The sequence below is a fragment of the bacterium genome (assembly GCA_019637795.1).
Taxonomy (GTDB): Bacteria; Desulfobacterota; Binatia; order HRBIN30; family CADEER01; genus JAHBUY01.
In genome coordinates, this window is record JAHBUY010000006.1 from 85,500 (window position 1) to 99,676 (window position 14,177).

Consider the following 14,177-nt stretch of genomic DNA (forward strand, 5'->3'; position numbering starts at 1 on the left):
AAAGCCCCGATTTCCCTACCATACTGAGCCAGGCTGACTCAGGGAGAGATACAAGCGGAGAGGGGGGGATTCGAACCCCCGAACCCTTGCGGGTTACACGATTTCGAGTCGTGCCGTTTCAACCGGGCTCACGCACCTCTCCGCAGAGGAGGCGCGAGGTGTATAGCCGGGGCCGACGGGTGGCTCAAGACGAGGCGGCAGGGCCGCGGCGGGCCTGAAAGAATCGACGCAGCAGGGTCTGCGCCTCGTCGGCGAGGACGCCGCCGACGACCGCGAAGCGATGGTTCAGGGGAGCCGCAGCGGTGGCGTCGAAGAGGCCGCCGAGCGCCCCGCCCTTGGGATCGGAACACCCGTAGACCACCCGCCGCAGTCGCGCCTGGACGATGGCGCCGACGCACATCAGGCACGGCTCGACGGTGACGTAGAGCTCGCCGCCGGTGAGGCGGTAGTTGCCGAGCGCCTGGCCGGCGGCGCGCAGGGTGAGGATCTCGGCATGGGCGCTGGGGTCGTGCGCGGCGATCGGACGGTTGTGCCCGCGGGCCACGATCCGCCCGTCGAGCACCAGCACGGCCCCGACCGGCACCTCCCCCTCGCCTTCCGCCGCCGCCGCCTGGCGCAGGCTCTCGCGCATCCATGCGACGTCGGCGGCCGTCCCGGCGCTCATCCGGCGCACCGTTCCCGGTCCGCAGCCAGCGCGCCGGCAGCGCTGCGCGCCGCTGATGGCGCACGCGGCACGCGACGTACCGCATCAGCCGGCATGCCCTCCGCATCGCGCCGGCCGGCCGGCGCCGGACGCCTGGCGCGGCTCAGCAAACTTATCCTTCCGCACATCTCACGATCTGTGATAGCGACGGACATCCCACTTTAGAAGCGAATGATCGACGTCCCGGGCGATAGTTTTCTCCTGTCGACCAACCAGATCCTGGTTCGACGGACACGCGTCATCCTGCTGATCTGTCTCGTCGGCTCGGCGATCTTCACCGCGCTGCAGATCGCCGCCTGGCAGGATGGCTCATGGCCCGGCGTCGCCATCCACCTGCTCGGATTCGCCAGCATCGTCGCCGGCCTGATCGTGCTGCAATCCACCTGGGCGGTGCGGCACGCCTGGCTGGTCACCATCAGCACGGTCAGCGTCGCCTACCTGTTCACCGCCCTCGGCCGCTCGCTCAGCATCTCCGGCGAGTACGCGACCACCGCCATCCTCTTCGTCGGCGCGGCGCTGATCACGGCGACGATCATTCCCTGGGGCATCTGGGTGCAGGCCCTGACCGTCATCATCGGCGGCGCCTCGCTGCTGGCAGAGATCTGGCACCGCGACCGCAGCTTCGCCATCGTCGCCAGCGACGCCGCGGCGGCGGTCATGGTCGGCTTCGCCCTGTCGCTGATCGCGGCGCGCGAGATCACCAACTATCGCCTCGCCCATCGCCGCGAGCTGATCGATCGCAAGCGCGCCGAGCGCACCGTGCGCCGCCTCGCGGCGCGTCTCGAGCAGCGGGTGCTGGAGCGCACGATCGCGCTCGAACGCGCCCACGAAGCGCTGCACCGCCACCAGGCGGAGCTCGCGCACGCGCTGCGCCTGCAGACCATCGCCGAGTTGGTCTCGACGCTGGCGCACGAGATCAACCAGCCGCTGTGCGCGATCGCCAACTACTCCCGGGGCGCCGTGCACCGGCTCCGTCAGGGCATCGTCGACGTCGACGACCTGCGCCGGGCCTGTGAGGCCATCGCCCACGAGGGGCTGCGCGCCGGCGAGATCCTGCGCAACATCCGCGCCCTGGTGCGGCGGGAGTCGACGATCAGCGCCGACGTCGACGTCAACGCGCTCGCCGCCGACGCGCTGCGCGTCATCCATCCGCAGGCGCGCGAGCACGGCGTCACGGTGCGCCTCGAGAGCGGCGCCGACGTGCCGCGCGTGCAGGCCGACGGCACGCAGATCGAACAGGTGATGGTCAATCTGATGCTGAACGGCGTGCAGGCCGCGGCCCTGGCGCGGGTGGCGCCGCGCGAGGTGGTGGTGGCGACGACCGTCGAACGCGGCGAGGTGCAGGTCGCGGTGCGCGATACCGGTCAAGGGTTCGCGCCCAGCGTGCGCGACCGCCTGTTCACGCCGTTCCTCACCACCAAGGCGCACGGGCTCGGGCTCGGCCTGGTGATCAGCCGCTCGATCGTCGAATCGCACGGCGGCCGCCTCTGGGCCACCTCGCGCGACGAGGTCGGCACCACCTTCCGCTTCTCCCTGCCGGCCGGCGAGGTCGACGCCGCCGCGCGACGCGCCGGCGAGCACGGCGCGGCGCCGGTCGACTGACCGCCGAGCGGCCCGCTCGTCACCACGCCGGCGCGCCGAAGAGGCGGCCGTGGAAGAGCAGCAGGGCGGCGTACGCGGCGATCGCCGCGGCCGCCCGCCAGGCACCGATCTCGTCGACGCGCAGCGTGTTGCGGCCGGCCGCGATGGCGGCGAAGGGCAGCACCGACGTCTGCTCGGCAAAGCGGCGCCAGCGCCCGCCGAAGGCGCGCTGCCGCTTGGCGTCGATCGACGGCGGGCCGATCGACGCCAGCGTCAGCAGGGCGCCGAACAGCACCAGCGACGCGCTGTCGCCGTTGACCAGCAGGTGCAGCGCCGCCCACAGCGCGACGCCGCAGAGGAACGGATGCCGGGTGACGCGCAGGATGCCGCGCGCCGCGTCCGCGCGATCGAGCGCGCCGGCGCCGCCGGTGGCGGTCGGACTGGGCGTCGTCAACCCGATCACCACCAGCGCCACCGCCGCCGTCATGAGCGCGATCGCGGCGACGCGCAGCGGCGCCGGCGCGTGCCACAGCAACACCCGCGGCGCCGCCCGGTAGGCGAGGATCAGCCAGCCGAGGCTGGCGATCGAGAGCAGCGAGAACAGCCCGAGATACGCCTGCTCGCCGATCGCCGCGACAATGCGGTCGCGCAGCCGGGTGCCGGCGATGAACAGATGAATGCCGACGAACACGGCGCCGGCCAGCCCCAGCGACGCCATCGCCGACTCAGCCGCCGTAGAACGTCTTCTCTCCGAGGTCCTTGAGCCACAGGGTCGCATCGTCGGGGCGACCGCTGATCTCGCCGGCGACGCCGGCATCGACCACCTCACCGACGAACACCGAGTGGTCGCCGAGCTCGACCGTCGCGCTCAGCCGGCACTCGACGTACGCCGGCACCGACGCCAGGATCGGCGCGCCGGTGCTGCCGCGGCGATAGGCCTCGCCGTTGATCCGATCGCCGTCCCGCGCCGCCGGCTTGAAGAACGCGAAGGCCGCGGCCTGCTGCCCCTTGCCGAGAACGTTGAGCGCGAAGGCGCCGCTGGCCTTGATCACCGCGTGCGCGCCGGAGTCCGTCTTGACCCCGACCGCGACCAGCGGCGGCTGGAACGACGCCTGCGTCACCCAGTTCACCGTCGCCGCCGCCACCGTCCCGTCGGCATCCTCGGCGGTCAACACGTAGAGCCCGTAGGGAATCATGCGCAGGGCGGTCTTCTTGGCGTTGGCGTCCATCGCGGTCCTCCGGCGCCGGAGTAGAACGCAATCGCCGTGCGGGCGCAATCGCCGCGGCGCGCGCTGCTCGCGGTGTCGCGCATGGACGCCGGCGACGCGGACCGCTAGAGACGCCTGGCGCCGTCGGCGGCGCCCATCGATGCCCACCCCCTTCACCGCCCTCTCCGCCGGCGAGCGCGCCGCCGCGCTCGCCGATCCCGGGACGCTGCAGATCCTCGGCGCCGATCCCGGGGTCGGCATGGTCACCGCGCAGGCGGCGATCGACGGCCGGCGCGTCCTGCTCGCCGTCAGCGACGGTCGTCTGCGCGGCGGCACGGTCGGACACGGCGAGGCGCGCCAGCTCGGCGATCTGATCGCGCGCGCCGAGCGGCGCCGCGGCGCCGTGGTGCTGTGCTGGAACACCGGCGGCGTGCGGGTCCAGGACGGCCCGGCGGCGCTCGGCGAGGCCTCGGCGCTCGGCGTCCGCCTCGCCCGCCTGGCGCTCTGCGGCACGCCGGTGGTCAACCTGGTGAGCGGGCCGCGCGGCTGCTTCGGCGCCCCGTCGGTCATCGCCGCCGTCGGCCACGCCACCCTGCTGACCCGCGACGCGCTGTGGGGACTCACCGGACCGCAGCTCCTCGAGGGCGGCGCCGCCGAACACGACGTCGCCCGCGCGGTGATGGCGGCGCCGGCGCGCCGGCGCGCCGCGCACGCGACCGGTCTGGTCGAGGACAGCCGCGCGGCGGTGCGCCAGGCGATCGCGGGGGCGCTCGCCACGCCGCTGCGGCGCGTCGGACCCGCCGCCGCCCTGGCGCAGGGACTGGCGATCACCGGCCATCTGCTCGCCCAACTCGACCCGCCCGAACCACCGGCTGCCGCCGCGCGGGCGCGCCGGCGCGACCTCTTCGCCTACTCCTTCCGCGGCCAGTGGCACGCCACCGAGCCGAGCGTCCGCCTCGGCCTGGTCCACGCCGCCTGGGGCGATCTGCGCGGCGTCCGCACGCTGGGCATCATCGTCGGCCCCGACCGCTCGCCGCACGGCATCGGCGTCGCCGAGGCGCACGCCGTGCTGCAGGCCGTGCACCAGGCGGTCCGCGCCGCGCCCGGGGCGCCGATCATCACCTTCCTCTTCTGCCGCGGCCACGCCAGCGATCTGCGCCAGGAGCGAGCCGGCATCTCGCGCGCCCTCGCCGAGTGCCTGCGCGGCCTGATGGTCGCGCGCCTCGCCGGCCACCCCCTGCTCTGCGTGCTCGGCGGCGGCGCCTACGGCGCCGCCTATCTGTCGATCGCCGCCCCCAGCCACCGCATCCTCGCCATCCAGGGCACGACGGTGGCGCCGATGGCGCCGCGCGTCCTCGCCACCTTCCAGCAGTTGCGCGACCTGCGCGATGCGGCGCCCGCCGGCGACAACCTGGCGGCGATGATCCCCGGCATCCGCATCGTCGACAGCGTGGTGCGCCTGCCGCGCGCCCTCGGCGAGGAATTCACCGCCGTGCGCGACCGGGTCGGCGAGCAGCGGCGGAGCCGCCTGGCGCTGGCGCCCTGAGGGCGCGGCAGCGCTCGACGGCGACCTGCACGCCGAGCGGGGTCGCCGCCAGCACCGGCGTCGCGAGATCCGCGAGCCGCTCGATGGCCGGCGCCATCGAGACCTGCCCGAGCACCACGACGTCGACCGCCGGCGCCGCGGCGCGCGCCGCCGCCGCGGTCGCCGCGGCATAGGCGGCGAGGTCGCCCGCCACGAAGCGCGGCCACGCCGCCGCGCACAGCACCGGCGCGATCGCCACTGCCCGCCCCTGCTCGCGCGCCACGGCGCGCAGCAGCGCCACCGTCGCCGCCAGCGCCGTGTCGAGCGCCGCCACCACGGCGACGCGCGCGCCGCGCCGCACCGCCGCCTCGGCCATCGGCCGGTCGATGCGCAGCACCGGCGCCTGCGGCCGCGACGCCGCCTCGGCGGCGTCGCCGATGGTCGAGCAGGTGCACACGACCACCCGCGCCCCGGCGGCGCGCAGGGCGTCGACGCGCGCCGCGATCCGCGCCGCCAGCGCGGCGTCGACGCCGCCGGCCGCCGTCGCGGCGGCGAGCAGCGGCGCCTCGACGGCGTGGCGGCACGACAGCGCGGGATCGGCATCGCGCGCCAACCGCTCGAACGTCGGCACGTGCGACGCGGCGGTGTGCAGGAAGCCGAGCACGGCGCGCCGTCAGTCGCAGACGCGGTAGATGGGCGGGATCTGGTCGACGCCCGTGACGCGGAAGCCGAGATCGCGCAGCAGGCCGTCGTGGATGTCGTAGATGAAGCCGTGCACCGACAGCGCGGCGCCGCGCCGCCAGGCGTCCTGGACGATGGTGGTGTGGCAGACGTTGGCCACCTGCTGCATGACGTTGAGCTCGCACAGGCGGTCGACCCGCTTCCCCTCGTCGGCGATGGCGTCGAGCGCGTCGCGGTGCTGCTGGTAGATGTCCTTGATCGAGCGCAGCCAGTTGTCGATCAGCCCCAGCTCGGCGTGGCCCATCGCCGCCCGGACGCCGCCGCACCCGTAGTGGCCCGTCACCATGATGTGGCGCACGCGCAGCACGTCGATCGCGTACTGCAGCACCGAGAGGCAGTTCAGGTCGGTGTGGATGACGACGTTGGCGACGTTGCGGTGCACGAAGAGCTCGCCGGGCAACAGCCCGACGATCTGGTTGGCGGGCACGCGGCTGTCGGAGCAGCCGATCCACAGGTACTCCGGGGCCTGCTGCTGCGCCAGCTTGCTGAAGAACTCCGGATCCTCCGCCGTCATGCGCTCGGCCCAGAGGCGGTTGTTCGCGAACAGTTGCTTCAGGAACGGCATGGCGGACCCGATCTAGCCGCGAACGCGACCGCGAGGCAACACGCCCGGCGCGCCGAGACGAACATCCGGCGCGGATGTCCCTAGCGCCCGACCCCGGAGAGCTGGAGCGCCAGGAAGGCGGAGATGGCGGCGAGGCAGACGAGATGGTCGCGCCAGATGGCGCGCGCCAGGGCGCTCTGCCGGGTCACCGGGTCGCGCCGGCTGCCGAGGCGCTTCGCGTTCGGCAGGACACGCCCGAGGGCGAGCGCGATCGGGACGGCGGCGAGCGCCAGCGAGACGATGGTCACGCCCGCCGGCGCGCCACCGGTCTGCCACTGGCGCAGCAGGGCGAGGATGCCGATCAGCATCACCGCCGCGACGGCCTGCGACATCAGCCACGCCTCGCTGGTGACGCGGCGGTAGTAGCCGGCGATCGATGCCAGCACCGGCTCCGGCAGATCGCCCTCCGGGTGCCGTCGCACCTGGACGTCGAACATCAGGTCGAACCACAGCACCGCGAGCAGGAAGCCGCCGCAGGCGGCCGGCAGCGACGCCATCGCGGCTCAGGCGCCCGGCGGCGGGGCATCGCGCTCGGCGCGCAACTGGCGCACCACCTGGCTCGCCACCGCGGCCCCGGGCCAGCCGCCGTAATGGGCGACGTGCAGGATCAGCTCGTCGATCTCCGTGTCGGTGAGCTGCTGCTGCCGCATCGCGGCGCCGAGGTGCAGGCGCAACGCCATCTCGTTGCCGAGCTGGATGAGGATGGTCAGCGTCGCGATCCGCCGGTCGCGCAGCGCCAGGCCGGGCCGCGCCCAGACGTCGGCGAACAGGTGATCGACGGTCGCCGCCACCAGCGGATCCGGCGGCGCCAACGGCGCCGGCATGCCCATCACCCGCTCGAACCACTCGCGACCGCGCTCCCGGTCTCCGCTCATCGTCGCGCCTCCGTCGTCGTGCCGCCGCTCACGCGAAGCGGATCAGCAGGACCAGCGAGCCGATCGCCATGGCGATGCCCGCGACCTCGTAGCCACTGACCGGCTCGTGGAAGAACAGGATGCCGATGGCGCTCAGCAACAGCACCATCGACACCGAGTACACGACGCCGATCGTCGCCAGCTTCAGGTGCCGCATGACGAACACCCAGCCGAAGGCCGTCGAGGCATAGACCGCGAAGCCGATGGCGAACCACCGCGAGCGCAACGCCCGCGGCTCGGCGCTCGCCAGCTTGAGGAAGTAGTCGCCGCACACGCCGACGAGGCTGAAGGCGATGGTCACCACGACCGCCAGGGTCCTGCCGCCGTTCTCCATGCGCCGACGTACATGACACGGGCGCCGCGCGTCGTCGATGCTCGACGGCCGCCGGTCGCCCCGCCGCCAGGCGCACCGCGCCACCGTTGCAAGCCGAGCGGAGGGCAGCGACAATCGCCCCAGCGTCGGAACCGCATGCCCAGGATCGTCAGCCTCGTCGTCGCCTTCGCCGCCGGAGTCGTGGTCGCGACCGTGGCCGGATGGCTGCAGGTCCCCGAGGCCCCGCCCCCGCCGCCACCCCGTCCGCCGCTGACGGCGCGCGGCGTCGACCCCCCCGGCGGCCGCGCCGGCGGCGGCGATTCGGCGCAGCGCCAGCGCGACCTCGAGCGCCGGCTGGAGCAGGAGACCGCGGCGCGCCAGCGCGCCGAACAGCAGCTCGCGGAGCTGCACGATCACCTGCAGGCGCTGGGCGACGCCGCCGCCGCGCCGCCGGCGGAGGCGCAGGCGCCGCCGCTCGCGGTGGCCGCGGCGCCGCCGCCCGTCGACGGCGCCGCCGCCAACGCGGAGGCGGCGGCGGACGCCGTGCCGACCCCGGTCGACTATTCGAAGAGCGAGATGGAACGCGCCCTGATCGCCGGCGGCATGGACGCCAACCAGGCCGCCGACCTCAAGCGCCGCGCCGATACGCTCGCCCTGGCCGAGATGTATCTGCGCGACCAGGCGACGCGCGAGGACTGGGTCGACACGCCGCGCTACCAGGAGGAGCTCGACTCGCTGCACCAGCAACAGGTCTCGATCCGCGACGAGCTCGGCGACGACGGCTACGACCGCTACCTCTTCGCCCTCGGCCAGACCAACCGGGTGCGGGTGGACGACGTGATGACCGACTCCCCGGCCGCGCAGGCCGGCCTGGCGCAGGGCGACGTCATCGTGCGCTACGGCGATACCCGCGTCTTCGCCCCCGCCGAGCTGGTGACGCAGACGCAGCTCGGCGAGCCGGGCGAGTGGGTCCAACTGCTCATCACCCGCCAGGGCGTGCCGATGACCGTGCAGGTGCCGCGCGGACCGCTCGGCCTGCGGGTCAACGCCACGCAGACGATGCCGATGTCGACCGCCGCGGACGGGCGGCAGCCGCGGGACAGCGGCTGAGGTCCGCGGCCGGCGGCTCAGCCGTCCGGCGCCCGCCCCCAGGCCTGCACGATGCGCGGCAGGCTCATCACGGAGTGTGGATCGCGGGCGAAGGCGTGCAGCGCCTCGGCCAGCGACGCCAGCTCGGCGCGCGTCGCCAGACCCGCCGCCGCGGCGCGCGCGGCGATGCCCTCGGTGGTGATCGCCGCCATCACCTTCACGTCGGGATCGAAGCCGGCCGGCTGCACCACCTGCATCGCCACCGCCTCGCAGCCGGCGGCGCGCAGCAGGTCGGGGAGGCGAGGGCCGATGAACGGATCCGCGCCGGCGGACTGCACCACCGCGGCGTAGAGCGCCGTGTACCGATCGAAGGCGGCGTTCGCCGGGTGGCAGAAGTGGCCGCGGAAATCGATGTCCTCGAGCACCAGCACGCCGCCGGGGCGCAGATGGGCGCGCATCCAGGCGACGGCAGCGGCCGGATCGCGCAGATGGGTGAGCAGGAAGCGCGCATACCCGACGTCGAATTCCGGCGCCGTGGCGCCCTCGCCGGCGAGGCCGACGCGGAATTCGACGTGCGCGAGACCGCGCGCCGCGGCGGTGCGGCGCGCGAGATCGACCGCGGCGGCGTCGGCGTCGATGGCGACCACCCGCCCGTCCGGCGCGACGAGCCGCGCCAGCTCCGCCGTGCTGTCGCCGCCGCCGCAGCCGACGTCGAGACACGCCATGCCCGGGCCGACGCCGGCGCGTTCGAGCAGCGCCCGCGTCGTCGGCGCCACCACCCGCCCGAGGATCCGCAAGCGGTCGACGCCGCGGGCGCCGCCGTGGATGACGTAGCGGCGCGCATCGTCCGCGCCCATGTCACGCCTCCCTTCGGCGCGCCGGCGCCGGCCGCGGCGAGCGCGGCGTCACAGCATCTCCGCGGCGACGTGGGCGGCGCCGAGCAGCGACGCCTTCGGCGTCAGGATCACCGACAGCGGCATGCGTCGCAGCAGCGCCTGGTGCGGCGCCTTGTCGAGGAAGGCGCGCAGGAAGCTGCCGCCGGTGATCTTCGGCAGCAGCTTGGTGACGATGCCGCCGCCGACGTAGACCCCGCCCACCGCCAGCGCGCTGAGCGCCAGATTGCCGGCCTGCGATCCGTAGAGCGACACGAACAGCTCCACCGCCTCGACGCACACCGGGCACCCGCCGGACACGCCGAGCTCGCCGATGACCGCGCTCGCATCCCCGGCGGCGAGCCGCGCCTGCACCGCGGGCTCGATGCGGCGCCCCTCGCCCTCGACGAGAAACGCGAAGAGGTTGTGCAGACCGGGGCCGGAGAGCACGCGCTCCCAGGTGACGCGCCCGACCCGCGGCCGCAGGAACTGCGCCAGCGCGTCCTCGCGCGCGTCGCGCGGCCCGAAGTCGACGTGCCCCCCCTCGCTCGCCGACGGGTGGTAACGGGCGCCGTCCCAGAACAGCAGCCCCTGCCCCAGCCCGGTGCCGGCGGCGATGACGGCGCGGTTGCCGGGGAACGGCGAACCGGCGCTGAGCACCAGCAGGCTCGCGTCGTCGAGGTGCAGCGCGCCGTAGGCGGTGGTCTCCAGATCGTTGAGCAGGCGCACCGCGGGACAGCCGATGCGGCGCGCCAGCGCCGGCGCCTCGACGTGCCACGGCAGGTTGGTGACGTCGACGACGCCGCCGAGCACCGGCCCGGCGATGCCGAAGGCGGCCGCGGCGACCGCCTCGCCGCCGGCGGCGAGAAACTGTCCGATCAGCGCCTCCAGGCTCGCCGCGCCGCGGCTCGGCAGCGAGGCCTCGCGCCCGAGCGTCAACGCCCCCGACGCCGCGACCCCGTAGATGGCGAGATTGGTCTTCGTGCCGCCGACGTCGCCGGCGAGAACCCAGCGCGCCACGGATCCTCAGCAGGGCCCGCCGCTGCGCGCCGCCGACGCCAGGCTGCGCCAGTGCGCCGTGCCCGGCATGAGGTGGCTCGCCTCCTCCGGTCCGTCGCTGAACGGGTAGTAGTTCGGAAACGACGGCCGCGGCATCTGCGCCCAGCCCTCGAGCACCGAGGTGGCGAAGCGCCAGGCGTACTCGACCTCGTCGGAGCGGGTGAACAGGGCCGCGTCGCCGCGCAGGGCGTCGAGCAGCAGCCGCTCGTAGGCCTCGGGCGACCGCTCGTCGAAGGTGGTGTCGTAGAGGAAATCCATCGTCACGTCGTCGAGCTGCATGCGCATGCCCGGCCGCTTGCTGGCGAAGGACAGGCTGATGCCCTCGTTCGGCTGGATCCGCAGCACCAGGTAGTTCGACCGCGGCTCCGGCGGCGCCACCCCCTCGCGCTGCGCCATCTCGCTGAACAGCAGCATCGGCGGCCGCTTGAAGCGCACCGCGATCTCCGACACCTGCGCCGCCAGGCGTTTGCCCGAGCGCAGCAGGAACGGCACGCCGGCCCAGCGCCAGTTGTCCACGTAGGTGCGCAGGGCGACGAAGGTCTCGGTGGTCGACTGCGGATCGACGCCCTTCTCCTGGCGGTAGCCGGGGACGATCTCGCCCCGGCACTGGCCGACGCCGTACTGGCCGCGCACCGTCGCCTGCGCCACCTCCTCCGGCGACATCGGCAGCAGCGCCCGCAGCACCTTCACCTTCTCGTCGCGCACCGCCTGGCCATCGATCGCCGCCGGCGGCTCCATGGCGAGCAGGCAGAGGAGCTGCATCATGTGGTTCTGCACCATGTCGCGCAACACGCCGGCGGTGTCGTAGTAGGCGCCGCGGCCGCCCTCCATGCCGAGCGTCTCGGCGACGGTGATCTGCACGCTGTCCACGTACCGGCGGTTGAACAGCGGCTCGAAGATCGAATTGCCGAAGCGGAAGGCGAGGATGTTCTGCACCGTCTCTTTCCCGAGGTAGTGGTCGATGCGGTAGATCTGGCTCTCGTCCAGGACGCGACGGATGTCGGCGGTGAGCGCGATGGCGCTCGCCAGGTCGCGGCCGAACGGCTTCTCGATGATCACCCGCGACCACTGCGGCGCCGACGGCGGGCGCAGCAGGCCGCCGCTGGCGAGGCCGGCGACGATGCGCGGGAACAGCGCCGGCGCCACCGACAGGTAGAAGAGGCGGTGGCCGGGCAACTGGCGTTCGCGCTCGATCGCCTCGACCCGCGCCGCGAGCGCCGCCATCGCCGCCGGATCGTCGCCGGCGCCGGCGTGGTAGTGGAGCGCCTGCAGCAGCGGGTGCTGGCGATCGACCGCCCGGCCGGTGCGCTCGCCCAGCACCTCCGCCATCGCGTCGCGGTAGACCTCGTCGGACATCGGCGTGCGCGCCATGCCGACGATCGCGAAGCGCTCCGGCAGGCAGCCCGCCTCGCAGAGGTGGTAGAGGGCCGGCATCAGCTTGCGCTTGGCGAGATCGCCCGAGGCGCCGAAGATCACCACGGTCATCGGGTCCTCGGCGCGCGGCATCGGCGGCCCGCCGTTCGCCGCCCGCTCACCGATCCGCACCGACACCGCGCCGGCACCGCCGGCTCCCGGAGCATCCATGCCCTGCCCTCCTGGCCCGTGGCCACTGGCGTATGGCACATGGCCGCCGGCTCGCCGCCGCGAGCCAACGCCATCGCCTTCAGCTATACGCGATCCGCCGCCCGCTGCCATGCCCTCCCCGCGCCGCCCCGTCCTCGTCGCCGCCGCCGGCTATGCCGGCTTCACGCTGCTCGCCCTGGCGCTGCACGGTGGCTCGCCGCTGTGGTTCGTGTGGATCGGCGAGCGCTGGAGCGAGGGGGTGGTCGACGGCCGCACCGGCTACGATGGGCAGTTCGTGTACTACCTGGCGCGCGACGGCTGGGCCGCGATCCCCCATCTCGACGCGCCCGGCTACCGCATGGCGCGCATCCTCTACCCGCTGCTCGCGGCCGGCCTGAGCGGCGGCCACCCGGCGCTGCTGCCGTGGGCGATGCTGGCGATCAACTACCTCGCGGTGGTCGCCGGCACCGCGCTCCTGGCGCGCTGGCTGGCGGCGCGCGACACCTCGCCGTGGTGGGCGCTCGCCTATGCCGGCGGCGCCGGACTGCTATTCGCCTACTCGCGCGACTGCACCGAGCCGCTGGCGTACGGGCTGGCGGCGGCCGGCGCCATCGCCTGGCTCGAGCGCCGGCTCCGCGCCGGCGGCATCCTGCTGGCGCTGGCGCCGCTGGCGCGCGAGTCGGCCGTGCTCTTCGCCGCCGCGCTGGCGGCCGCCGCCCTGGCGCGGCGGCGCTGGGGCGACGCCCTCGCGCTCGCCGCCACCGCCCTGCCGATCCTCGCCTGGCAGGCGTACCTGATCGCCGCCCTGCCGGGGCCGGCGACCGGCGTCGCCAGCCTGCTGCAATTGCCGCTCGCCGGCGCCTTCCCGATCGCCGACGCCGATCCCGGGCGGCTCGCGGCGCTCGTCCTGGTCGCCCTGCCGCTCGCCGCGCTCGCGCCCGGCGCCCTGGCGTGGATCGTCCGCGAGCCCGCAAGCCCGTTCGCCTGGCTGATCGCCCTCAACGCGCTGCTGGTGCTGAGCGCCCCGGCGCAGACCTACCTGCACGTCCTCGCCCTGGCCCGCGTCGGCCTCGGCGCCCAGGTGGCCCTGCTGCTCGCCTTCCCGCTGCTGTCGCGCGAGCTGCGCGCCGCCGTCGCGGCCTTCGCCGTCGCGCCGATCCTGATCTGGCTCGCCCCGATGCTCTGGTGGGCCCCGTGGACGGCGGTCCGCTAACCCGGGCCGACCCCATCGCCCCCCGTCGCCCGGGAACGCCGACCGGGGGAGCAACGCCGCGCTCGCCGCCCAGCGGGCGGCGATGCCACACGGACCGAACGTGTAGTGTTTGACGCTACATCCCTCCCTTGGTAGCGTCTGCGGCGGCGCATGGCGCAGGTCGTCTTCGACTGGGATCAGTGGAACGTCCAGAAGAACGAGGCGAAGCACGGCGTGTCCCGCCTCGAGGCGGAGAGCGCCTTCTACGATCCCCACGTTCGCCTGTTCGAAGACCGGCAGCACTCCAGCGTGCGCGAGGCGCGCTACATCCTGTACGGACGAAGCCTCGAAGCTCGAGTGCTGATGGTCGGCTTCACCCACAGGGGCGGCCGGGTCCGCGTGATCACGGCGCGCCCCGCCTCGCGAAGGGAGAGAACGATCTATGAAACGAAAGCCTAGCGCCGCGACGCGGCGGCGGCCGGCGATCACGGATTACGATACGCGAGACACCTCGGGCATGGTCGACACGACGAAGCCCCTGACGCTGAAACAGATCGGGCTCGAGCTGCCGCCCGTCCCCCCCACCCAGGTGGTGTCGATCCGGCTGCCCTCGGCGCTGCTCAACCAACTGAAGGCGTACGCTTCGGCGCGGGACGTTCCCTACCAGGCGCTCATCAAGCTGCTCCTGGACGAATCGCTGCGGCGCCGGCGCGCCGCGTGAGCAGCCCTCCAGGGCCCGGCGGCGGTGGCCTGATCCCGCGGCACCCGATCTCGCGAGCGGCGCCGCGCCGGCGCGCTGCCGATTTCGCCATT

The 14,177-nt window shown here is 74.0% G+C and carries 17 protein-coding genes and 1 tRNA gene; 6 read left to right on the forward strand and 12 right to left on the reverse strand.

Annotated features, from left to right (window positions below):
• Nucleotides 1-55 precede the first annotated feature (55 nt).
• Both KF840_20275 and tadA read right to left on the reverse strand, forming a co-directional pair.
• Nucleotides 56-142 (reverse strand) — tRNA-Ser (locus KF840_20275).
• 42 nt (nucleotides 143-184) lie between these two features.
• Nucleotides 185-664, reverse strand: coding sequence for a tRNA adenosine(34) deaminase TadA (tadA, locus tag KF840_20280; protein ID MBX3027241.1), 480 nt, complete (start codon nucleotides 662-664; stop codon nucleotides 185-187).
• A gap of 210 nt (nucleotides 665-874) precedes the next feature.
• Between tadA and KF840_20285 the strand changes: the two genes are divergently transcribed.
• Nucleotides 875-2,305, forward strand: coding sequence for a hypothetical protein (locus KF840_20285; GenBank protein MBX3027242.1), 1,431 nt, complete (start codon nucleotides 875-877; stop codon nucleotides 2,303-2,305).
• A gap of 19 nt (nucleotides 2,306-2,324) precedes the next feature.
• On the opposite strand, the gene KF840_20290 is transcribed toward KF840_20285, so the two are convergent.
• Together KF840_20290 and KF840_20295 are read right to left on the reverse strand one after the other, a co-directional pair.
• On the reverse strand, nucleotides 2,325-3,002 hold the full coding sequence (locus tag KF840_20290; GenBank protein ID MBX3027243.1) for an NnrU family protein: 678 nt from the start codon (nucleotides 3,000-3,002) through the stop codon (nucleotides 2,325-2,327).
• Between the two features lie 7 nt (nucleotides 3,003-3,009).
• A complete protein-coding gene (locus tag KF840_20295) occupies nucleotides 3,010-3,513 on the reverse strand; it encodes a flavin reductase (protein ID MBX3027244.1) in 504 nt (167 codons plus the stop codon).
• 139 nt (nucleotides 3,514-3,652) lie between these two features.
• Between KF840_20295 and KF840_20300 the strand changes: the two genes are divergently transcribed.
• On the forward strand, nucleotides 3,653-5,038 hold the full coding sequence (locus KF840_20300) for a hypothetical protein (protein MBX3027245.1): 1,386 nt from the start codon (nucleotides 3,653-3,655) through the stop codon (nucleotides 5,036-5,038).
• On the opposite strand, the gene KF840_20305 is transcribed toward KF840_20300, so the two are convergent.
• The 5 genes from KF840_20305 to KF840_20325 all read right to left on the reverse strand — a co-directional run bounded on the left by KF840_20305 (nucleotide 4,977) and on the right by KF840_20325 (nucleotide 7,610).
• Nucleotides 4,977-5,681 (reverse strand): hypothetical protein, encoded by a 705-nt coding sequence (locus tag KF840_20305; protein ID MBX3027246.1) that lies wholly within the window; start codon nucleotides 5,679-5,681, stop codon nucleotides 4,977-4,979. The genes KF840_20300 and KF840_20305 overlap by 62 nt on opposite strands.
• Before the next feature lie 9 nt (nucleotides 5,682-5,690).
• The gene (can, locus tag KF840_20310) at nucleotides 5,691-6,323 is read right to left on the reverse strand and encodes a carbonate dehydratase (protein MBX3027247.1); all 633 of its coding nucleotides are present in this window, start codon (nucleotides 6,321-6,323) and stop codon (nucleotides 5,691-5,693) included.
• Nucleotides 6,324-6,403: 80 nt separating this feature from the next.
• Nucleotides 6,404-6,859 (reverse strand): hypothetical protein, encoded by a 456-nt coding sequence (locus KF840_20315; protein ID MBX3027248.1) that lies wholly within the window; start codon nucleotides 6,857-6,859, stop codon nucleotides 6,404-6,406.
• Nucleotides 6,860-6,865: 6 nt separating this feature from the next.
• Nucleotides 6,866-7,237, reverse strand: a complete 372-nt coding sequence (locus KF840_20320) for a carboxymuconolactone decarboxylase family protein (GenBank protein ID MBX3027249.1) — start codon at nucleotides 7,235-7,237, stop codon at nucleotides 6,866-6,868.
• 28 nt (nucleotides 7,238-7,265) lie between these two features.
• On the reverse strand, nucleotides 7,266-7,610 hold the full coding sequence (locus tag KF840_20325) for a transporter (protein MBX3027250.1): 345 nt from the start codon (nucleotides 7,608-7,610) through the stop codon (nucleotides 7,266-7,268).
• A gap of 135 nt (nucleotides 7,611-7,745) precedes the next feature.
• Between KF840_20325 and KF840_20330 the strand changes: the two genes are divergently transcribed.
• The gene (locus KF840_20330; GenBank protein ID MBX3027251.1) at nucleotides 7,746-8,699 is read left to right on the forward strand and encodes a PDZ domain-containing protein; all 954 of its coding nucleotides are present in this window, start codon (nucleotides 7,746-7,748) and stop codon (nucleotides 8,697-8,699) included.
• 17 nt (nucleotides 8,700-8,716) lie between these two features.
• Here the strand turns inward: KF840_20330 and KF840_20335 are convergent, their stop codons facing one another.
• The 3 genes from KF840_20335 to zwf are packed head-to-tail and all read right to left on the reverse strand — an operon-like array spanning nucleotide 8,717 to nucleotide 12,193.
• Entirely contained in the window at nucleotides 8,717-9,535 is an 819-nt protein-coding gene (locus KF840_20335) for a methyltransferase domain-containing protein (protein MBX3027252.1), read from the reverse strand.
• Between the two features lie 48 nt (nucleotides 9,536-9,583).
• Entirely contained in the window at nucleotides 9,584-10,570 is a 987-nt protein-coding gene (locus KF840_20340; GenBank protein MBX3027253.1) for a glucokinase, read from the reverse strand.
• Nucleotides 10,571-10,576: 6 nt separating this feature from the next.
• Nucleotides 10,577-12,193, reverse strand: coding sequence for a glucose-6-phosphate dehydrogenase (gene zwf, locus KF840_20345; protein MBX3027254.1), 1,617 nt, complete (start codon nucleotides 12,191-12,193; stop codon nucleotides 10,577-10,579).
• Between the two features lie 109 nt (nucleotides 12,194-12,302).
• Between zwf and KF840_20350 the strand changes: the two genes are divergently transcribed.
• From KF840_20350 to KF840_20360, 3 genes are all read left to right on the forward strand, one after another.
• Nucleotides 12,303-13,385 (forward strand): hypothetical protein, encoded by a 1,083-nt coding sequence (locus KF840_20350; GenBank protein ID MBX3027255.1) that lies wholly within the window; start codon nucleotides 12,303-12,305, stop codon nucleotides 13,383-13,385.
• Nucleotides 13,386-13,535: 150 nt separating this feature from the next.
• Complete coding sequence (locus KF840_20355; GenBank protein MBX3027256.1) at nucleotides 13,536-13,823, forward strand: BrnT family toxin; 288 nt, start codon at nucleotides 13,536-13,538, stop codon at nucleotides 13,821-13,823.
• A gap of 58 nt (nucleotides 13,824-13,881) precedes the next feature.
• Complete coding sequence (locus tag KF840_20360; GenBank protein ID MBX3027257.1) at nucleotides 13,882-14,085, forward strand: hypothetical protein; 204 nt, start codon at nucleotides 13,882-13,884, stop codon at nucleotides 14,083-14,085.
• Nucleotides 14,086-14,177: the final 92 nt, after the last annotated feature.